Genomic DNA, 19252 nt, shown 5'->3' on the forward strand with positions numbered 1-19252 from the left:
GAAAGCTCCTTTTGGCTACAATGAATTGGCTTTTCAGGCCCTTATCGAAGATCCCCTGAGAGCTAATGAAGAATACCATGTGGAGGTAGGCTTCTATCAAAAAGCCGGTAAAGAGGAAGTACAGGAGGTCCGTCGATTGATACAGACAAACTTGGATACTTACCTCAGTACGATTACCTCTGTGAAGAAAGGTGGGATCAGATTTGAAGATTCGGATGAGCAGATTCTGAACAATATGAATCAAATAGTCAAAACGGGAGCCTATTATTTTGAATTGCCTAATGGAGCGGAATTCCCGGGGTTTTCTGACCTCACCCGCAAAAAACTAGAGCAGCGAAAGAAGCTTAAGATGGGAAAGGCCAAGTTTAATGTGTCTGGCCTTAGCGAAGCAGATAATGCAAGAGGGGCCTATGCAAGACAATATTTGGACGAATTAGAGGCTATTGTTTTCTCAGAAGTTGATCAGTATTTCAGCACCAATTTACTAGCCCGAGTAGATGAAAAAATTTTTCAAAATTACTCCACTGAAAAGAAGCCCAATTCCATCCCCATCAATATAGGCTATGGAGCAATCTCACTATCCAAAAATCTTCCCCAGCAGGAATTTGTGTATAGTCCTTATGTAGGGTTTTCATTTCCTCTTGGCAACCGAACTTTCGCTCGCTTCATGAGCAATATGTCTATCAGTACTGGGGTTTTTGTCTCCGGAAATATGGAAAACTCACTGGGAGAGCGGATCTCTGGACCAGCCTTGGACAGGCCGGTTTATATCGGACTGGGTTATAATTTCTTTCGTTTTATCCGGCTCAATGCAGGCGGTACATTTTTGACCACGGAGCAGCTGGACGGTAGCAATGTCAATAGCTTCCAGCCCTATGTAGGCTTGAGTGCAGAATTTAGGATTTGGTTGGGATTTGGAAATAAAAGATGAGCACGATGAGAAGAACACTTTCAATACTCGCTTTTCTGCTGATTTTTTCTGCAGCACATAGCCAGCAATACGGATATAAATGGCGCTTTGGTTTTAGTGCCGGTACTACCAATTACTTTGGAGACATCCGGCCTCTGGGGGTCAGAAATTTCAGTGATTTCACAAAACTCTACCGTCGCTACGATACTTATTCTCAGGATCTTTCATTCCAAGCATCTATAGAATACGCCTTGGGCAATTCGGTGGGATTGATGCTTACGGCAGGAAGCTATCAATTTGGTTCAGGAGATCGATTTGTCAGAAATGACGGGACGCTTTTCACAGAAGGAGAAAACTTTGACCGCGCTCTCAATTTCCAAACAAACCTTCTCGATGCGGGACTTTCCTTTGTCATCAAGCCAGACAATAATTGGCTGCTTTCCGGAAAATCCATATTTGCACCCTATATCACCATTGGCGCAGGGGTTCAGACCTTTGATGTATTTGGTGACTTGCTGGATGCCAATGGAAACCGATATGATTATCGTAATCCGAATGTAATCCCGGACGGAACCTTCGAAACCAACCTAAGCGAACTGGAGACTGAAGTTCCGGGTGGCTATGACCGAGCTACTTTGTATGCAAACCTTGGTTTGGGCTTTCGGATCAGAATAGCCAAAGGCATCGAAATCTTTGCCCAGTCTGATTTCAAAAGAGCTGCTACTGATTATCTGGATGATGTATCGGGGGCCTATCGGGTGACCTATGACAATGATTTCCAAGAATATGCCGCAAAACCTGGAACCAACGTCATTACGGCCGATAATCCATTTCGAGGAAATCCAAACGGAAGAGGAGATTGGTATATTTATCATGGAGTGGGTGTGAAATTCAGTCTTGGAGCCAATAAGGAAAGCTTTCAGCCCCCAGTTATCAGTCAGCGCTTCACTTTTGTGCCAGATGAATTACTAAAAAAACAAATGGAGCAGGCTGATTCCATTAGGGCGCAGAGAAACATCCCCAGCGGTCCAGCAGTAACCAATAATTATTTTACGGTCATTCAATTACCAGCTTGGGAAGAGAAGGGTTTTCAGCGGGATAGTCTGGCCTTGGATTCAGCCGCTCAAGCCGAGGTAGAATTGATGATGGATTCAGTTTCCTTACAACGAGAAGAAATTCAGCGTGAACTTTTGGCTACCCAAGGGGAAATTTCTCGAATAGAGGAAACCATATCACTTGCAAGACGGGACAGCAGTGTCTCTGCTGCTGTCACAGAAAGCCGGGTAAATGGACTAGAAAACGAGCGATCTCAAGCCTTAAACCGAATGACTGCTTTAAATACACAAAACGCCCAATTGGAGTTTAAAGGCGATTCCCTCAACGCTGTATTGCAAAATGAGCAAATTCACTACTTGGATAGCGGCGCCATGATGAAGCAGATTCTGATCTACCCAGGGCAGGTCAGCAGGATTCTTTATAGTGCTAGTGGTGATACAGAAGTGTATTTGGATAGTATGAGCACAAATACTGAATCAGCCCAAGCTATGCAGTCAAGAGCTGTAAATAGTGCAATGAATGACACTACAGGCATGATGACCCGAGAGGAGTTTGAGGAAAAGATGGATGAATTCAGGTCTGAAATGCTACAGGCTCAGGCTACTCGAGACTCGGCGATGATGATGGCTTTTGCATCCAGAATACCTGAACCGCAGGCCTATGAACCTCAAGAAACAGAGCCGCAGGAACTCCTCATCAATACGGAAGCTGTTGATGAGAAAACTGCCAAAAAGCTTGAAAAGAACAGGAAAAAACAGGAAAAACTAGAAGAAAAAAACAATGAACTTCTAAAGGATGCTTTGTTAGTAGGAGGTACAGCAGCCACCACGGCAGCCATTGCAAACTCTGGCGAAAAGAAAGAGGCTGCCGCACAAGCTCAGCGAGACTCTTTACTGATGGCTCAAATTCAGGCGGACTCCATTCTAATCGATAGTCTCCAGCGCCAGTTAGCCATTCCTGTAGAAACAAGCCCGGATACGGTGATTGTGGAAAAAACCGTTCCTTCCTCCTCTCATATTTTACTCAACCAAAGTAAGGTAGATATCTATTTTGGCATCAATCAGACTTCTATCTCGGAGTCTGAGAAGACCAAATTAATGAAGGTGAAAGAAGTACTCGATGCAAACCCTGAGCTAGGAGTGGAACTGATCGGCTTTGCCGATAATACAGGAACAGTCAGCTATAACCTGAAAATATCTGGACAGCGGGTGGACTCTGTCAAGGCTTATTTCATAGAGTTGGGAATATCCGAAGACCGTATCTCCTCTGATGTCGGGGGACTTATAATCCGGGGAACTGCCAAGGGCTCAGTGGACAATGACCGGAAAGTAGAGGTACGGTTTGTAGAAATGTAAGCCTTTAACTCTAGGAGGCTTATTGTGTTCAATTTTGTCAAATTTTACTCATTATTGACAGCGATCCAGGGGGATCAAGTTGAATATCCGATTCAATCTTACAGTTTTATCAAATTATATCATTTTAAAATCAGCATGTTATGAAAAAAATCAGTTTTTTGGTTTGTGCATTTTTACTGTCAGCTGTCAGTATTGCTCAGGAAAAACCAAATATTCTTGTCATCTGGGGAGATGACATCGGTACTTGGAACATCAGCCACAACAATCGAGGCATGATGGGATACATGACTCCCAATATTGACAGAATTGCCAAAGAAGGAGCCGGATTTACGGATTATTATGGACAGCAATCCTGTACAGCTGGAAGAGCAGCCTTTTTGGGAGGGAATGTCCCTGTAAGAACAGGAATGACTAAAGTTGGTATGCCAGGGGCAAAAGAAGGATGGCAAGAGTCTGATGTGACGATTGCAACTGTCATGAAAAGCCTCGGTTATGCAACTGGCCAATTTGGTAAAAACCATCAAGGGGATCGGGATGAACATTTACCAACCAATCATGGATTTGATGAGTTCTTTGGGAACCTTTATCACTTGAATGCAGAAGAAGAGCCTGAAAATGAGGATTATCCAACGGGATTAATTTTAGCAGACGGTACTAAGTTTGAGGACCGCTATGGCCCCAGAGGAGTAATTCATAGTTGGGCAGATGGTAAAGGTGGTCAAAGAATTGAAGATACGGGACCACTCACCAAAAAAAGAATGGAAACTATCGACGAAGAAACCCTTGCTGCCGCAAAAGAGCATATCAAAAAGCAAGTGGCAGATGGAAAGCCCTTTTTCACCTGGTGGAATGCAACTCGGATGCACTTCCGTACGCACGTAAAAGAGGAAAACCGAGGAATCTCAGGTCAAGATGAATATAGCGACGGTATGGTAGAGCATGACCGCCATGTTGGTGAGCTATTGGCTCTTCTGGATGAATTGGGAATAGCAGACAATACCATTGTTTTTTACTCAACAGACAACGGCCCTCATTACAATACCTGGCCTGATGCTGGAACTACTCCCTTCCATGGAGAGAAGAACTCCAGCTGGGAAGGTGCTTTCAGAGTGCCTGCATTTGTAAGATGGCCTGGAAAAATCCCAGCAGGAGTGACTTACAATGGCATTGTATCACATGAGGACTGGCTCCCAACATTTGCAGCAGTAGCAGGTGATCCTAACATAAAATCTAAAATTATGAATGGTGTCACTTTGAATGGAAGGACCTATAAAAACTACATCGACGGAGTCAACCAATTAGACTATTTAACTGGTAAGGCGAAGGAATCACCGAGAAAAGGCTTTGTATATGTAAATGATGCTGGCTCAATTGCTGCACTTAGATACGATGATTGGAAAGCGATGTTTTTGGAAAACAGAGCTGATCAGCTTCAGATTTGGCTCGAACCTTTTGTAGAATTAAGAGCGCCTTATCTGATAAATCTAAGAAGAGATCCTTTTGAAAAAGCGCTCTATGGATCCAATACCTACTATGACTGGTATATTGATCGAGCCTACATTTTGATTTCAATCCAAGGCTATGCATTTAATTTCCTTTCTACCTTCAAAGACTATCCTCCAAGCCAGACTGCTGGTGACTGGAGTCTTGGCAAGGTCGAAAAACAAATCGAAGACATGGTGAAAGGCCAAAACCAATAATTAATCAATGAGCTATGGTCACCAAACCATAGCTCTTTTTTTTCCCATCCTACTATGAAAAAGAATACCTTTTCTATAATTGCGCCTTCCTTTCTCGCTTTAATCATTTACTCCTGTCAGTTTTCAGAAAATACAAGTGGAAATACTGAGACCGAAACTGCAGATATTACCTATTTAGAATCTTGGAATGATGGAGAAGCCAGGTCAAAAATCGAAGATTTTATCCGTAGCACAGCTTCCGAAGGGAGTTCCAACTTCGTTCCGGAAAAGGACCGTGTCGCCGTTTTTGATAATGATGGCACCCTATGGGGGGAGCAGCCCATGTACTATCAGCTGCTATATGCCGTGGATTTCATCAAAAAAAATGCGGCTGACCATCCCGAATGGTCTTCCAGCGAAGCTATTCAGGCCGTTTTGAATGACGACCTTAGTGGGGCCTTAGCCGGAGGGCATCAAGCCATATTTGAATTGGTAATGGTTTCTCACGCTGGCATGTCGGAGGATGAATTTGCTCAATCAGTTAAGACCTGGCTAGAGACCACTCGCCATCCCGATACCGGAAAAGCTTACAATGAGATGATCTACCAGCCCATGCTGGAGCTCTTGGAATTTCTAAGAGCAAATGGATACAAAACTTTTATCGTCTCAGGAGGAGGAATTGATTTTATCCGGGTTTGGGCAGAAGAAGCCTACGATATCCCTCCCTATCAAGTAGTGGGCTCTTCGCTTAAAGCCAAGTATGAAGAAAAAGATGGTGAAAAACAGGTCATTAAAATCCCAGAATTGAACTTCATCGACGACAAGGAAGGAAAACCCGTAGCCATTCACCAGCATTTGGGTATTCGCCCTACCATTGCGGTAGGCAATTCAGACGGGGACTATCAAATGCTGGAATACACCACCAACTCAACTGGCCCCAGGCTAGGTATCCTCATCCACCACACTGATTCCGAGCGGGAATATGCTTATGATAGCCTTTCGGCCATTGGAAATCTCAAAATGGGACTGAACAATGGTCCTGGCCTAGGTTGGGTTATCGTGGATATGGCTGAAGATTGGAAATCCATTTATCCGGATTGATATGGCTTTTAAGGTTAGCTTTTTTTTGATTCTTAGTGGTCTGATTTCATTTGCTTCAATAGCCCAAGAAACTGAGGAACCAGAGCGGGAAAAATCTCATATCCCAAAAATTCGGGGAGCGATCATGATGGCAAATTCCCACGTCCCCAATGCATTTGAAGGTGATAAAAGGGTCGCAATTATTCCTACTTGGGGCCTAGATATAGACTATTATTTCCATCCCAAATGGTCGGTAGTTTTTCAGGCTGATATGAAGGTTCAGTCCTTCGAAGTCGAAAAAGAGGAAGTACTTTTGGAGCGAAGCTATCCATTTTCTGGAGCTTTTGTGCTTCATTATCATGCAAAAAGGCATTGGTCCTTTTATGCCGGACCGGGTTACGAATTCGAAAAGAACGAAAATCTATCCTTTTTCCGGTTTGGATCAGAATATAGCTTTGAAATCACCGAAAAGTTTGAAATTGCATTAAATCTGGCCTACGAAACCAAGCAGGATGTCTACAATGCTTGGACCTTTGGCATCGCATTCAACAAACTGCTTTGGGAAAAGGAAGAATAAAAAATTAAAACAGAGACTCAGACATCTTTACTTATCATGAAAAAAATCACAACTCTTTTCGCACTCCTATTCATTGTATTCGGGAGTTATGCACAGGAAGTCCGACTTAACACCTACGGCGGCTATGTGTTTAAAGACCGCGTGGACTCTTACTTCTCCAACTCATCCTTTTTCGATGGAACTATCCAAGATGGGTTTCGCTGGGGAGCGGGATTGGAGTACCATATTCCACAAAAAGGTGCAATCGAACTTCAATACCTTCGACAAGACACCAATGCGCCGACCATTTATCAGGATGGAGGCTTTTTGAATGGGGAACTTCAATCCACCAATTTTGATTTGGCAATCAATTGGATCATGCTTAATGGTACCCGATACTTCCCGATCAATGAAACTGTTGAGCCCTTCGCCGGCGCAGGAATTGGCTTAGGAATCTTTGGAGTAGACAATCCTGACAATGGAAATTCGAACTCTTCCACAAAATTCTCTTGGCAAATCAGAGGCGGTTCCAATTTCTGGTTGGCTGAAAATGTGGCCTTGAGAATCCAAGCTTCTTTATTTTCAGCTACTCAGGCGATTGGTGGCGGATTATATTTTGGAACTGGCGGAGTGGGAGGAGGATTAAGTACCTATTCCAGCATGTATCAGTTTGGATTTGACGGGGGGTTAGTATTCCGAATTCCTCAGAAATAATTGCTTATCCTATGATTAAAGGCCTTTGCTTTTGTGTAAAGGCCTATTTTTATGCCTGTGCTATCGCTCAAAGATCATCCGACGAAGCGAGAGTTTTCTTCAAAAACTCTATCTTTCCTTATGAAATACACACTCCTCGCTTGGTTTTGTCTTCTCTTATTCTGCAGATCGGGATTTGGGCAAGAACCAGTCCAATATACTCCCAATAAAATCAACCAATTCAAATTTGTACCACTACCAGCCATCGGATCCAATCCTGCAAATGGCTGGATGTTTGGCTTGGCTCCTTCTGCCACTTGGTACATGGGAGATCCCCAGACGACCAAGCTGTCAAATTTGGTAGGGAACATCCTCTATACCACCAAGAAGCAATGGATTTTTAGTGTCAGAAGCAATATCTTCTTGAATGAAAACGACTGGATATTAGTTGGGGATTGGCGTTATTTTATTACCTCTCAGCCAACCTTTGGACTGGGAAGCAGCTCTCCGAACGAACCCAGTCAGGATCCATATTTCCGTGAACCACCGGGTGTTTTGTGGGGGGAGCAGCAGATGAATTTTCGATTGCTACGTTTTTATGAGACAGTCCTGAAGCGAATCTCGGACAGTAATTTCTATTTAGGAATTGGCTACCACCTGGACATTCACTCCAGAATCGAAAACTTCCTTAATGAACCAATTTCAGCTCCGGAGGAAGTTTTCACACATAATGCATACAACCTTTCCAATGGTTTTGATACAGAATCATACGCCCTATCAGGTCTCACACTCAATGCAGTTTACGAAAACCGCGACATTCCAGTCTCTCCTTATGAGCGAAACTTTGCTTTGATTTCTTATAAGGTCAATCCTACGTTCCTAGGATCTGATCAAAGTTCTTCCACCCTTCTGCTGGACTACAGGCACTATTTTAACCTGAGTGAAAGGCGAAAAAGGCACCTCATTGGATTTTGGGCCTATGGCAACTTTTTGGTCAGCGGAAAGCTACCTTACATGAACCTTCCTGCACTGACTTGGGATATGTTTGGCCGTACCGGAAGAGGGTATGCTCAAGGAAGATTTCGGGGAGAATCCATGCTTTATTCAGAGGTAGAATACCGATTTCCGCTACAAAAGAACAAGGAAACTTTTGGAGGTACCTTATTCCTAAACGCCAACTCATTTGGAAATGAATTCAATCAAGAAAATCTACTGAATCAAGTCAATCTTGGATATGGACTTGGTCTCCGGGTAATGATCAATGAAAAAAACCGAACCACGATCACCATTGATTATGGCTTTGGGAGAGAAGGAAATTCAGGATTTTATTTAAACATTAATGAGTCATTTTAATGCAAAAAATTAAATTTTTTCATCCTTAAAGTATATTTTTATTGAATATTGACATAAATAAAACTGATTTAAAAAAATCTGGGAGACCATTTAGATACTTTTGATTTTACTTTAAATGCAAGATTATGAAAAAGCTCATTTTACTATCTCTTTTACTGCTTGTCAGTCCAGTTTTAGTTTTTGCACAATCAATCGAAGATGAAATCACCTTGATCCAAGCTGAGTTTGGGATGGGTAAAAAACAATTGGTGGAAGCCTACATGGATCTACCAGAGTCCGTTGCCAATAGTTTTTGGTCTGTCTATCAACAGTACGAAGCCGAAAGACAGCTTCTCGCCAGGGAAAGACTTCTTATTATCAATGATTATCTAGAAAGTCTCGATTCCATCGGAGAAGATGAAGCCAATTCTTTGGCTACAAGAACCTTGAATAACGACCTTGCTCTGAGCAAGCTACATAAAACCTATTTCAAGAAATTCAAAAAAGCCACTTCTGCCAAGGATGCAGCTAAATTTCTGCAAATCGATGTGTATATCCACAATACCATCCGAAATGCTATGCAACAAGAGTTGCCTTTTATTGACGAAAACTAAACACGCCTAATAGATTAATATGAGAAAAAGTTACAAAGAAATCCTTCTAGGATTACTTCTAGCGGTCATTTATACTGCCTGTATTCCAGAGGGAGCAGAGTATGTTGATGAGCTAGATATCGTTTACACCAATTACTCTGAGGATTTTAATTTTACTTCCCAGAGCACCTATTCAGTACCTGACAGAGTCATCAAAATAACCGGTGATGAGATTGATGGAGAAGAAGGTTTCGAGCCAGAATTTATTGATCCGGTTTATTCGGCAACTATCATTGCTTCCATCCGATCCAATATGAATGCTTTGGGCTACAGGGAAGTCGATAAGAGTGCAAACCCTGACTTGATAATATTACCATCAGCTCTTCAAACCGATCAGGTATTTTTTTACTATGATTGGTGGTATTGGAACTGGTACTATCCGGGATGGGGCTTTGGCTGGGGCTGGTACTATCCTGGCTACTTCCCACCACAAGTTTCTAGAGTACGCACCGGTACTGTTTTTCTACAGATGACTCAGCCAAGCGGAATCAGTGCTTCAGATAAAATCCCCGTGGTTTGGTCTGGAATTATGAATGGTCTTTTAGAAGGAAGTAGAGATCAGATTGCCACTAGAATCACCAATGGCATCAATCAAGCTTTTAATCAATCACCTTACCTAGCCAAATAACCATGAAAAAGATCATTTACAGCAGTTTACTATTTCTTTTCTTGGGTTTAGGCGTGGCTAAGGCCCAGACATCTGCATTCACCATTGAGGTACCTGTGACCATTCCCTTGGGCAATACCTCAGACTTCATCGACCAATCAGCCCTAAGAGGCATCAATATCGAGTATCAGCGGTTTGTGACACGAGAAATAGCCGTGGGCGGTGAAGTAGGTCATCTGACACTTTACAAAAGAGAAGAAAACAAGGTATATACCGAAGGTACCGCTTCCCTTTCCGGTGTTCAATACCGCTACCAATATGCATATCCTATCTTAGTGACAGGTTCTTATTTCCCTGTGGTAGAAGGTAAAGTCAAACCTTATGCAGGATTGGGAATAGGTACAATCGCTCATGATAGACGAATTGACATGGGAATTTTCACATCACAAGATACCCATTGGCAATTTGCTATTCGTCCTGAAGTGGGATTGATCTTTGAACCATCCCCTCAGGTAGGATTCAAGATCGGGGCAAAATATTACAACTCCTTCGAGAGTAATAATCTAGCCGGACAATCTAACCTTGGGATCAACTTTGGAATTGTCTTTCTTCGCTAAGACAAATAAAATCTAATGATTAAGCTAGCCTCAATGAAAAGTAGCTTTTTGAATTAATATTAACTTATCAACCTCAACAGCTATGAAAAATTCATTTGTCTTACTGATTGCTATCGCAGGAATACTTGCTTCTTGCTCTGGTAAAAAATACGTGAATGTTCCCAAAGGGATATATGATGACTTCAATCTGAAAGAGTATAAATCTTTTGACTTCTATGAGCTCAAAGGTCCTGAGGAGCGTGGAGAATACTATGAAGAGAACATAGCCTTCCTTCAAGACGCCATAACCAAAAAAATGGAAGAGAGGGGCTTGAAACGAGATGCAAATAACCCCGATCTAAAAGTGAATTTGGGTATCAGCGTGCAAGAACAAATTCAAACGCGGGAGACAAGTTTGGCAACTGATCCATTTATGTACACTGGGCAACGAAGCTATACTTGGACAAGGACAGAAGTACCCGTAAACACCTATACAGAGGGATCACTGACCATGCACTTGGTAGATGTATCGGACAATGAGGCCGTTTGGGTAGGCACCATAGATCGGGCACTTCCTAAAAAGCAAAAGAATATCCCAAGTACCATTCAGAGTGCAGTGGACCTATTATTCCTTAAAATCGATAAATAATTACCCCAGCTGGTATTCTCATGGGAGCTCCGATCAAATTTAAAGATGGAAAATTTAATCGGGCATTTTTAGTAAATTGAACAGCTTAAAATAAAATAGAAATGAAGAAAAACTTATCAATCCTTAGCCTATCCTTGGTGGCTTTGATGCTTTCCTGCTCTCCCAGTGTAAAAATCCTAGGCTCTTGGACTGGTCCAAGCACACCAGCTGAAGGATATAGCAACCTTTTTGTCACGGCTCTGACAGATAACATACTTGCCAGACAAATGGTCGAAACTGATCTGGATAATCTATTACTGGAAGAAGGAGTAAATGCTGAAAGCAGTTTTGATATTCTTCCTCCGGGATTCAAATCCGATGGAGTTGATAAAGAGGAGGTTCTAAGAAAAATCCGAGAACTAGGTACCGATGCAATTCTTACGGTGGCAGTTTTGGACCAAACCAATGAAACACGCTACGTTCCAGGCTCAACCATGTATTCTCCGATGGGATATGGTTATTATGGCAGATTCTGGGGATATTATAATTATTACAATCCCGTCATGTATGATCCGGGCTATTACACCACTGACAAAAAATACTATTTGGAAGCTAATTTATATGATGCACAGACTGAAGAATTGGTTTGGTCTTCCCAGTCTGAAACCACCAACCCAAGCTCTATCGAGACCTTTTCAAGATCTTTCTCCACAACCATCATCAATCAATTGATCAAGGATGGTTTGATTGCGAAATAATTAATTAAAGCATCCAAATCAGAAAAGACCAGTTTTTATCAAACTGGTCTTTTTTATTCACACAAGCTAATCCTACCATTAAACCCCTGACTAGCTGATAAATATCAGCTCCGGAGATCCTATTTTTCAATCCAATTTGGAGTAAGTTTTTGTAATTTGGTATTACACCAAAAGGATCACAACCATGAAGACAGGATCTAAAGTTTTGTTGATGACCGATTTCTCGGAGGTCGCAGGCTATGCGGCTTACTATGCTAAGCAGCTTGCTTCCAAACTCAAAGCATCCGTAGAAGTCATGCATATTCTCAGCACTCCCGTAGACTGGGTGAGATTGGATAAAGACAAGGAAAAGTTTTATCCTCAAACCTTGCAAGACATCTCTTCTGCCAAAAACAAGCTTTCAGGCTTAGTACATGAGTTTGAGCAAGGTGGCTTAGATGCTTTTTCTACTCTGATCTATAGCTATGGCTCGGAGACGGTTTTCGAACATGTCAATCAAGCCTCTCCAGACTTTGTGATCATGGGTTCCGAGGGAAGAGGATCTAAAAAACCTTTCTTCTTAGGCTCGACAGCCCAAAAGATTCTTCGGAACATCAAAATCCCTACGCTAATCGTGAAAGAAGAGCCTGCCCGAATGGAAATCAAACGGATTGCCTTTCTCTCCACTCTTGAGCCAAGTCAAAGACCTGTATTTCAGAAACTAAAAAGCTTGGCCAATATGCTTGGAGCAGAACTGGATGTCATCTTTGTCAATACGCCTTACGATTTCTATGAGCAGGAGCGATCCGATGAACTCTTTCAAGAACTATGCGATGGAGACACATCCATCCGCCAAATTCTAATCAATGCAGAAAATCCTGAGAATGGAATCTTATACTATGCGGAGCGAAATCAACCGGATATTTTAGCATTAGCTAAGACCGACAAGTCAGGCTTTAGCAAGTTTTTCAATCCAAGTCTAACCGAAAATCTAGTACGGGTTCATAATTTTCCTATGCTTTCGATCTGTGCGGAGTGAAAATTTCTAAATAGGGAAGGAATTTCTAAACTCCAGTTAATTTCAAAGAATTATTCCTTTAACCTTGTTTTTAGATCCATCTGCTGATGCAAAATTCTGATAATTTCAATTTCAAACGGGTTTGACTTGTGATAAAAAATAATATGCTTCCCAATTTGATAACCCTTCAACCCTTGTAAAATATCACTGTAATCTTTCCCTAACTGACTATTTGAAGCGATTTCTTGACAGGCAAGTTTTAGCATTTCATAGTATTTATCCGCTTGCGTTTCGGACCAATTGTAAAAAGTATATTCCCATATTTCCGAAAGATCATCTATGGCTTCTTGCCGAAGAACAAGATTATCCATTTTCCTTCTTTTGGGACTTGAGCTTGATTAGATGCTGATCAAAATCAAACTCATTTACTCTTGGGCTATTTAAGCCCTCCTCAATTGCATTTTTTAAAGCCAGAGCCTGGGTCTCTTGATTTTCTAAGAGACGAAGCCCTGCCCGTATGACTTCACTTGCATTTTTATACCGTCCTGACTCCAATTGAGTAGTTACAAAACGGTCAAAATAATCTCCTAACGATATAGATGTATTTTTACTCATAGGAAAACCTTTCATTAAAATTACCAAAAATCGGTAAAAAATCCATGTTGAGTTATTTCCTGATCATCCTCGCAATGTAAAATCCATCGAATCCACTCTGATGGGAAAAGACCTTCTGCTCTTCCAGTAATTCAAAGTCTTTTCCTGCCTCTGATGCCAGAAACTTCTTGACTTGCTGTTCATTTTCTGAAGGGAGAATACTGCAGGTGGCATAGACTAGCTGTCCACCCTTTTTCAGCATGCTAGGATAGGATTGTAAGATTTCTTGCTGTGCCTCTTTCACTTTTGCTATGGACTCTGGACTGAGTTTCCACTTGGTATCCGGATTGCGACGAAGTACTCCAAGACCCGAGCAGGGGACATCCAAAAGCAATCGATCCGCAGAATCTTTCAGCCTTTTGATAGTCTTCGATCCTTCGATCACCTTTCGTTCGATGATGTCAATTCCATTTCGTCTCGCTCTGAGTTTGGTCTGCTGAAGTTTCCATTCCTCCAAGTCCATGGAGATGATTTTCCCCTTATTTTCCATCAAAGCTGCCAAATGCAAGGTCTTTCCGCCTGCACCTGCACAAGCATCAATCACCCGCATACCAGGCTCCACCGCAAGGGATGCAGCTACCAGTTGGGAGGATGCATCTTGCACCTCAAATAGCCCAGCCTTGAATGCGGCAGAACGAAAAATATTTTGTCTTTCTTCCAAAATCAAAGCATCAGGATAACCTTTCACATGGTAGGTTCGGACTCCTTCTTCCAGCAATTGATTCTTCAGCCGCTCCCGAGTAGTCTTTAGGGTATTCACACGGATGACAACTTCTGCTTCTTGGTTGAGACTGTGCAACTCAGTATCCCAGGTCTCGCCCAGTTCCTTTTTTCCTAATTCATAAAGCCATTCTGGCACAGATTCCAAAATTCCCGGATCCTCCAGTTGCTCATACTTTTCCTTGATTTTGGCTGGATTTAGCTTAGAAAATTCCTCCCAAGAAGGAAGCTCATGGCCTTGCATCAACCAATAAGTCCCAAAAAGATCCCAATAATTGGAAGAAGGACTGAGGTAATTGATCAGGCGCCACCAACGCACCATCTCGTAGGTAGTTTCAGCTATAAATGCTCTGTCCCTTGCTCCCCATTTTGGATTGGACTTGAGGGTTCGTTCGATGACCTTATCGGCAAATTGTCCCCGTTCAAAAATGGCTTCTAAGGCATCATGCACGCCTCGTATGGTGTTGTTGTGTAACTTCATCAGAAATATATTCTGCACAAAGGTAGTTTTTCTTTTGCAGACTTAAGGAAAAGAATGCTAAAAGGGCCTAAAGGTCAAGGAAATTCGGACACCTTCCCTACCTACCGCCGACCCAAAGTCATAGCGGTCCCCTGCATAACCATCAGCAAGGGCTTGTAAGGGGTCAAAAACAAGCGTGTTGATTTCTCCAGAATTCGTGGAGATCGTGCGCTTTCGAAACTCTAAAAAATTTGCTCTGATTCCCAAGTCAAGTTTCTTGGAAAGTGCCCAGGCAAAAGCCAAATCAATCCCCGATTTCCAATTGCGCTCCTCCACTGCTCGGGTGATAGGGCCAGGTGCAATCGACAGGCAATTAGGACAAGGCCACCAAGCCCAATAGGAATAATCAGGAAAGATTTCTATTTGGCCATTTTTCCCGCTTTCTCTCATGGCATACAGGTTGAAATTCAGCGAAGTCCGAGTGCCAAGCTTGATTTTTCGCTGTAAAAATAGTCCCCATCCCACCAGTTCATTTTGCAATCCTACATTCAATTCGTCTTGTGTGTATCCCAGCAAGATAGAATTACCGCTTTCATTTGGGTCAGGGCCATAAATCTCACGATTTTGATAGCCATTTGCCTGCTCCTCATAGTAGGCTTGATGTGAGCTTAATAAGCCAATAGCCCAGTTTTGACCGATTGGAAGCCCCAAAAATACACGTACACTTCCAAAGCGATTTTTCTCAGGAGCAAAGAATTGAGGGTGCTTTATGGCTCTTTCCCAATAACTCCCATCAATTTCAATAAAGGGACCTCTATTGCTTTCCTGAGACAAAGAGAGAAGTGGATTGAGACCAAAAACGAAGAGCAGAAGCAGTTTTTTCATAGGTAGCTTGATTAGTGATTACCTTTACGGAGCAAAGACCTAATTCGCTACAATGATCAATTATAACAGTCTAGTAAAAAAGTGGGCCTCAGAACTTGAACTCTATGAGCTACCCGAAGCTCAAAACTTGGTCGAGTGGCTTTTGGAGCATCATTTAGGGCTTCGACGAGTGGACATGATGAATTTTTTGGAGGAAAAGGATTTGCCAAAATCCCTCTTTGATGACTTTGAAAGACTAAAAAAGGGAGAGCCAATTCAACAGATTCTTGGAAAAGCTCCGTTCTACGGAAGAGAATTTCAGGTAAGCAGAGATACCTTGATCCCAAGAAATGAAACCGAGGAATTGGTGCATTTGATCATCAAGGAAAATCCGCAATCAGGTCTTAAAATTCTCGATATCGGAACCGGCACAGGTTGTATTCCAATTACTCTGTTTTTGGAAATGAACGAGGCAGAAGTTTACGGATTGGATGTGTCTGAGTCTGCTTTAGCCATTGCTCATAAAAATGCAGAGGAATTAAAAGCGAAAGTGCACTGGATTCATTTAGATATTTTGGAAGAAGAGCTTCCAATCGGAGATTTGGATATCTTGGTAAGCAATCCACCTTATATTCCTGAAAAGGGAAAGGAAAAAATGCACCGCAATGTCCTGGATTTTGAGCCAGAACTGGCACTTTTTGTACCTGACGAGAACCCGCTTCTTTTTTATCGCAGAATTGCCATTTTGGGTAAAAAGGCATTAAAACCTAAGGGCAAACTTTACTTCGAAATCCATGAGGATTATGGAAAAGATGTCCAGAACCTTCTTTTTGATTTGGGCTATTCAGAGGTAGAAATCATTCCTGATTTGAATGGGAAAGATCGGATGGTAAAAGGCAAAAACCTATAATTAGGGAAATTCTAGGCAAAACCCCTTTACAAGATTTAAAGTCCTTTCCTTTTCCTCAATCATTCCCATATGGCCTGTACCTTCGAGTTCGAAATAATGCGTGAATACTTCTTTTTGCCTCCGACTGGATTCAATCTTAACAGCTCCGTCTTCCGTACCGGCAATCATTAATTTGGGACCTTGAAAGTTTTTCAATACTTCGAATCGATCTTTTCGATCCCGCATGGCTTCAGTAAAAGCAATCAATCCTTCCAAGCTAGACTGCTTGGCCTGCTCTGTAGCTTGTTCGATTTCAGAGGCAAATTCCTCCCGGTGTTTCTCCGAAAAAAGCGGGGGGACAAAAGAACTCACGAATTTCTCTGCTCCAAATTTCTTCAAAAACTGAATCGTACGATTCCGCATTTGTTTTTTCCCGGCATCATCGGCAAATGCCGTCGAGTGAAAAAGCCCTATTCCCCTGATTTTACTGCCCATCAATTCCAATAGTGCCAAGGCTACATAACCTCCTAATGAGTGACCAATAATCACTGGGTCTTGGATTGAATGCTCTTCCATCCATTCCTCCAGCATCACGGCAGTTTCCTCCAAGGAGATTTGCGGCTTTGGCAAAGGACTCTTTCCAAATCCCGGTAAATCAAGACAAAGGACACGAAAGTCTTTCGATAATTCTTGGGTAAAATCTTCCCACATGGCTCCGATCTCACAAAATCCATGAATCAAAACCACAGGCTGACCTGAGCCTTTTTCAAAAAAATAAACTGAAGACATGATTTTAGTGTGCCTTTGCTACCTCAGCTAGACTACGAACTGCATCAGCAATGCCCGCAGCATCAAAACCACAAAGCTGGTGAAGTTGCTCCTGCTCTCCGTGCTCGATAATCGCATCAGGAATACCCAATCGCTTGATTTGAGCCTGATAGCCATGGTCCATCATCCACTCCAATACTGCGGATCCAAATCCACCCATCAAACATCCATCCTCCACGGTCACGACTTTAGAGAATTTTCCAAAAATCTCATGCAGAAGTTCCTCGTCCAATGGCTTGACAAATCGCATATCATAGTGAGCCGGATTCAGCCCTTCCTTCGCCAACTCTTCAGCTGCTTGGATTGCATAATTTCCAATATGTCCAATGCTCAAAATGGCCACATCCTCACCTTCTTTCACAATTCGACCCTGTCCGAGAGGAATCTGCTGGAAAGGAGTTCTCCACTCAGGCATCACGCCTTTACCTCTTGGGTATCGGATAGAATAAGGACCTTCATGCCTAAGCGAGGAATACATCATATTTCGAAGTTCTTCCTCATTCATAGGAGCTGAAACAACCAAATTTGGGATGCATCGGAAATAAGCTAAATCGTATGCACCATGGTGAGTCGGTCCATCTGCTCCTGCAAACCCTGCTCGATCCAAGCAAAATACGACAGGAAGATTTTGGAGGCAGACATCATGGATTACCTGATCATAGGCCCGCTGCATAAAGCTGGAGTAAATATTACAAAAAGGCTTCAGGCCTTGAGTTGCCATACCTGCCGAAACGGTCACGGCATGCTGCTCCGCAATACCCACATCAAAAGCCCGGTGAGGCATTGCTTTCATCATAATATTCATTGAAGAACCGGAAGGCATAGCCGGGGTCACTCCCATGATTCGCTCATCCTGCTCTGCCAGTTCTACAATGGTATGTCCAAAAACCTCTTGATATTTCGGTGGTTGTGGAGTGGAAGGCACTTTTTTGAATATCTCACCAGTCACTTTGTCGAAAGTACCGGGAGCATGCCAAGTGGTTTGATTTCCATTTTCAGCCGGAGCATATCCTTTGCCCTTTACGGTCACACAGTGCAGAATCTTCGGACCTGGAATATCCTGCAAATCCCGCATGATTTCAACCAAGTGATTGACATCATGTCCATCTACCGGTCCAAAATATCTAAGGTTGAGAGACTCGAATAAGTTGCTCTGCTTTAGGACTGCGGATTTGATCGCTCCCTCCACTTTGGAGATAACTTCTTGGGCAGACGAGCCAAACTTGCTCAGTTTACCAAGCATTTTCCAAACTTCGTCTTTGACCTTGTTATAAGTATGAGAAGTGGTAATATCAGTAAGATAATCCTTTAGAGCCCCAACATTTGGGTCAATAGACATGCAATTGTCATTCAGGATAATCAAAATATTGCTGTCGCTGACTCCTGCATGATTCATAGCTTCGAAAGCCATACCTCCTGTCAAGGCACCATCACCAATGACTGCTACATGTTGCTGCTTGTTTTTGCCCTTATATTTAGAGGCCATCGCCATTCCTAGCGCCGCCGAAATAGAGGTGCTTGAGTGCCCTACTCCAAAAGTGTCATATTCACTTTCTGACCTCTTGGGGAAACCTGAAATTCCTCCATAAATTCGGTTCGTATGGAATTTATCTTTTCGCCCTGTTAGAATTTTATGCCCGTATGCCTGATGCCCCACATCCCAAACCAACTGATCCTCAGGTGTATTAAGCACATAATGAAGTGCTACTGTGAGTTCGACCACTCCCAGACTAGCTCCAAAATGCCCTCCATATACAGAAACATTGTCCACAATAAAGTCGCGGAGTTCGTCACAAATTTGGACAAGCTTGTCTTTTGGAAGTTTTTTAAGATCGGCAGGGCTGTCGATTTGGGCGAGTAGTTCTCCAGGTTGGATCAACATGAATTCTTTGCTTTTTTTATGTATTGGAAAGATAAACCAGCGCGATTTGGTATTG

The 19252-nt window shown here is 42.5% G+C and carries 20 protein-coding genes; 14 read left to right on the plus strand and 6 right to left on the minus strand.

Annotated elements, in window-relative coordinates; genetic code table 11:
• From OU792_RS03975 to OU792_RS04035, 13 genes are all read left to right on the plus strand, one after another.
• A partial coding sequence (locus OU792_RS03975; protein WP_274669529.1) for a hypothetical protein occupies positions 1–931 on the plus strand: 931 nt, incomplete at its 5' end.
• A gap of 5 nt (positions 932–936) precedes the next feature.
• Complete coding sequence (locus OU792_RS03980) at positions 937–3321, plus strand: OmpA family protein (RefSeq protein ID WP_274669530.1); 2385 nt, start codon at positions 937–939, stop codon at positions 3319–3321.
• Positions 3322–3461: 140 nt separating this feature from the next.
• Entirely contained in the window at positions 3462–5021 is a 1560-nt protein-coding gene (locus OU792_RS03985; protein WP_274669531.1) for an arylsulfatase, read from the plus strand.
• Positions 5022–5075: 54 nt separating this feature from the next.
• Entirely contained in the window at positions 5076–6101 is a 1026-nt protein-coding gene (locus OU792_RS03990; RefSeq protein ID WP_274669532.1) for an HAD family hydrolase, read from the plus strand.
• A 1-nt stretch (position 6102) separates the two neighbouring features.
• Positions 6103–6657 (plus strand): hypothetical protein, encoded by a 555-nt coding sequence (locus OU792_RS03995; RefSeq protein ID WP_274669533.1) that lies wholly within the window; start codon positions 6103–6105, stop codon positions 6655–6657.
• A 36-nt stretch (positions 6658–6693) separates the two neighbouring features.
• On the plus strand, positions 6694–7350 hold the full coding sequence (locus tag OU792_RS04000; RefSeq protein ID WP_026946786.1) for an outer membrane beta-barrel protein: 657 nt from the start codon (positions 6694–6696) through the stop codon (positions 7348–7350).
• Between the two features lie 120 nt (positions 7351–7470).
• Positions 7471–8682 carry a BamA/TamA family outer membrane protein gene (locus OU792_RS04005; RefSeq protein WP_274669534.1) on the plus strand — a complete coding sequence of 404 codons (1212 nt, stop codon included), beginning with the start codon at positions 7471–7473 and terminating at the stop codon, positions 8680–8682.
• Between the two features lie 125 nt (positions 8683–8807).
• Positions 8808–9275 (plus strand): hypothetical protein, encoded by a 468-nt coding sequence (locus OU792_RS04010; protein WP_274669535.1) that lies wholly within the window; start codon positions 8808–8810, stop codon positions 9273–9275.
• A 19-nt stretch (positions 9276–9294) separates the two neighbouring features.
• A complete protein-coding gene (locus OU792_RS04015; protein ID WP_134199194.1) occupies positions 9295–9942 on the plus strand; it encodes a DUF4136 domain-containing protein in 648 nt (215 codons plus the stop codon).
• 2 nt (positions 9943–9944) lie between these two features.
• Positions 9945–10538, plus strand: a complete 594-nt coding sequence (locus OU792_RS04020; RefSeq protein ID WP_274669536.1) for an outer membrane beta-barrel protein — start codon at positions 9945–9947, stop codon at positions 10536–10538.
• A gap of 82 nt (positions 10539–10620) precedes the next feature.
• On the plus strand, positions 10621–11166 hold the full coding sequence (locus OU792_RS04025) for a DUF4136 domain-containing protein (RefSeq protein ID WP_274669537.1): 546 nt from the start codon (positions 10621–10623) through the stop codon (positions 11164–11166).
• Between the two features lie 101 nt (positions 11167–11267).
• Positions 11268–11903 (plus strand): hypothetical protein, encoded by a 636-nt coding sequence (locus OU792_RS04030; protein WP_274669538.1) that lies wholly within the window; start codon positions 11268–11270, stop codon positions 11901–11903.
• A gap of 184 nt (positions 11904–12087) precedes the next feature.
• Positions 12088–12921: a universal stress protein gene (locus tag OU792_RS04035; RefSeq protein WP_035483794.1), complete on the plus strand. Its 834-nt coding sequence runs from the start codon at positions 12088–12090 to the stop codon at positions 12919–12921.
• 50 nt (positions 12922–12971) lie between these two features.
• Here OU792_RS04035 and OU792_RS04040 read toward each other — a convergent pair whose 3' ends face one another.
• The 4 genes from OU792_RS04040 to OU792_RS04055 are packed head-to-tail and all read right to left on the minus strand — an operon-like array spanning position 12972 to position 15619.
• Entirely contained in the window at positions 12972–13271 is a 300-nt protein-coding gene (locus tag OU792_RS04040; RefSeq protein ID WP_274669539.1) for a type II toxin-antitoxin system RelE/ParE family toxin, read from the minus strand.
• Positions 13264–13515, minus strand: coding sequence for a type II toxin-antitoxin system ParD family antitoxin (locus tag OU792_RS04045; protein WP_026946779.1), 252 nt, complete (start codon positions 13513–13515; stop codon positions 13264–13266). Before OU792_RS04045 ends, OU792_RS04040 begins: the two co-directional genes overlap by 8 nt.
• A 52-nt stretch (positions 13516–13567) precedes the next feature.
• Positions 13568–14755 carry an RsmB/NOP family class I SAM-dependent RNA methyltransferase gene (locus OU792_RS04050; RefSeq protein ID WP_274669540.1) on the minus strand — a complete coding sequence of 396 codons (1188 nt, stop codon included), beginning with the start codon at positions 14753–14755 and terminating at the stop codon, positions 13568–13570.
• A 57-nt stretch (positions 14756–14812) separates the two neighbouring features.
• Positions 14813–15619 carry a hypothetical protein gene (locus OU792_RS04055; protein ID WP_134199183.1) on the minus strand — a complete coding sequence of 269 codons (807 nt, stop codon included), beginning with the start codon at positions 15617–15619 and terminating at the stop codon, positions 14813–14815.
• Between the two features lie 52 nt (positions 15620–15671).
• Here OU792_RS04055 and prmC point away from each other — a divergent pair, with 52 nt between their 5' ends.
• Positions 15672–16508, plus strand: coding sequence for a peptide chain release factor N(5)-glutamine methyltransferase (gene prmC / locus OU792_RS04060; protein ID WP_274669541.1), 837 nt, complete (start codon positions 15672–15674; stop codon positions 16506–16508).
• On the opposite strand, the gene OU792_RS04065 is transcribed toward prmC, so the two are convergent.
• On the minus strand, positions 16509–17276 hold the full coding sequence (locus OU792_RS04065) for an alpha/beta fold hydrolase (protein ID WP_274669542.1): 768 nt from the start codon (positions 17274–17276) through the stop codon (positions 16509–16511). It abuts the gene before it with no gap.
• A gap of 4 nt (positions 17277–17280) precedes the next feature.
• The gene (gene dxs / locus OU792_RS04070) at positions 17281–19197 is read right to left on the minus strand and encodes a 1-deoxy-D-xylulose-5-phosphate synthase (RefSeq protein ID WP_274669543.1); all 1917 of its coding nucleotides are present in this window, start codon (positions 19195–19197) and stop codon (positions 17281–17283) included.
• Positions 19198–19252: the final 55 nt, after the last annotated feature.

The organism is Algoriphagus sp. NF (assembly GCF_028823735.1).
GTDB classification, from domain to species: Bacteria; Bacteroidota; Bacteroidia; order Cytophagales; family Cyclobacteriaceae; genus Algoriphagus; species Algoriphagus marincola.

Excerpts from the sequence above, each read along its gene's own strand:
- OU792_RS03980 (WP_274669530.1), top strand. The coding sequence starts at position 937 with ATGAGAAGAACACTTTCAATACTCGCTTTTCTGCTGATTTTTTCTGCA.
- OU792_RS03985 (WP_274669531.1), top strand. The coding sequence starts at position 3,462 with ATGAAAAAAATCAGTTTTTTGGTTTGTGCATTTTTACTGTCAGCTGTC.
- OU792_RS03990 (WP_274669532.1), top strand. The coding sequence starts at position 5,076 with ATGAAAAAGAATACCTTTTCTATAATTGCGCCTTCCTTTCTCGCTTTA.
- OU792_RS03995 (WP_274669533.1), top strand. The coding sequence starts at position 6,103 with ATGGCTTTTAAGGTTAGCTTTTTTTTGATTCTTAGTGGTCTGATTTCA.
- OU792_RS04000 (WP_026946786.1), top strand. The coding sequence starts at position 6,694 with ATGAAAAAAATCACAACTCTTTTCGCACTCCTATTCATTGTATTCGGG.
- OU792_RS04005 (WP_274669534.1), top strand. The coding sequence starts at position 7,471 with ATGAAATACACACTCCTCGCTTGGTTTTGTCTTCTCTTATTCTGCAGA.
- OU792_RS04010 (WP_274669535.1), top strand. The coding sequence starts at position 8,808 with ATGAAAAAGCTCATTTTACTATCTCTTTTACTGCTTGTCAGTCCAGTT.
- OU792_RS04015 (WP_134199194.1), top strand. The coding sequence starts at position 9,295 with ATGAGAAAAAGTTACAAAGAAATCCTTCTAGGATTACTTCTAGCGGTC.
- OU792_RS04020 (WP_274669536.1), top strand. The coding sequence starts at position 9,945 with ATGAAAAAGATCATTTACAGCAGTTTACTATTTCTTTTCTTGGGTTTA.
- OU792_RS04025 (WP_274669537.1), top strand. The coding sequence starts at position 10,621 with ATGAAAAATTCATTTGTCTTACTGATTGCTATCGCAGGAATACTTGCT.
- OU792_RS04030 (WP_274669538.1), top strand. The coding sequence starts at position 11,268 with ATGAAGAAAAACTTATCAATCCTTAGCCTATCCTTGGTGGCTTTGATG.
- OU792_RS04035 (WP_035483794.1), top strand. The coding sequence starts at position 12,088 with ATGAAGACAGGATCTAAAGTTTTGTTGATGACCGATTTCTCGGAGGTC.
- OU792_RS04040 (WP_274669539.1), bottom strand. The coding sequence starts at position 13,271 with ATGGATAATCTTGTTCTTCGGCAAGAAGCCATAGATGATCTTTCGGAA.
- OU792_RS04045 (WP_026946779.1), bottom strand. The coding sequence starts at position 13,515 with ATGAGTAAAAATACATCTATATCGTTAGGAGATTATTTTGACCGTTTT.
- OU792_RS04050 (WP_274669540.1), bottom strand. The coding sequence starts at position 14,755 with ATGAAGTTACACAACAACACCATACGAGGCGTGCATGATGCCTTAGAA.
- OU792_RS04055 (WP_134199183.1), bottom strand. The coding sequence starts at position 15,619 with ATGAAAAAACTGCTTCTGCTCTTCGTTTTTGGTCTCAATCCACTTCTC.
- prmC (WP_274669541.1), top strand. The coding sequence starts at position 15,672 with ATGATCAATTATAACAGTCTAGTAAAAAAGTGGGCCTCAGAACTTGAA.
- OU792_RS04065 (WP_274669542.1), bottom strand. The coding sequence starts at position 17,276 with ATGTCTTCAGTTTATTTTTTTGAAAAAGGCTCAGGTCAGCCTGTGGTT.
- dxs (WP_274669543.1), bottom strand. The coding sequence starts at position 19,197 with ATGTTGATCCAACCTGGAGAACTACTCGCCCAAATCGACAGCCCTGCC.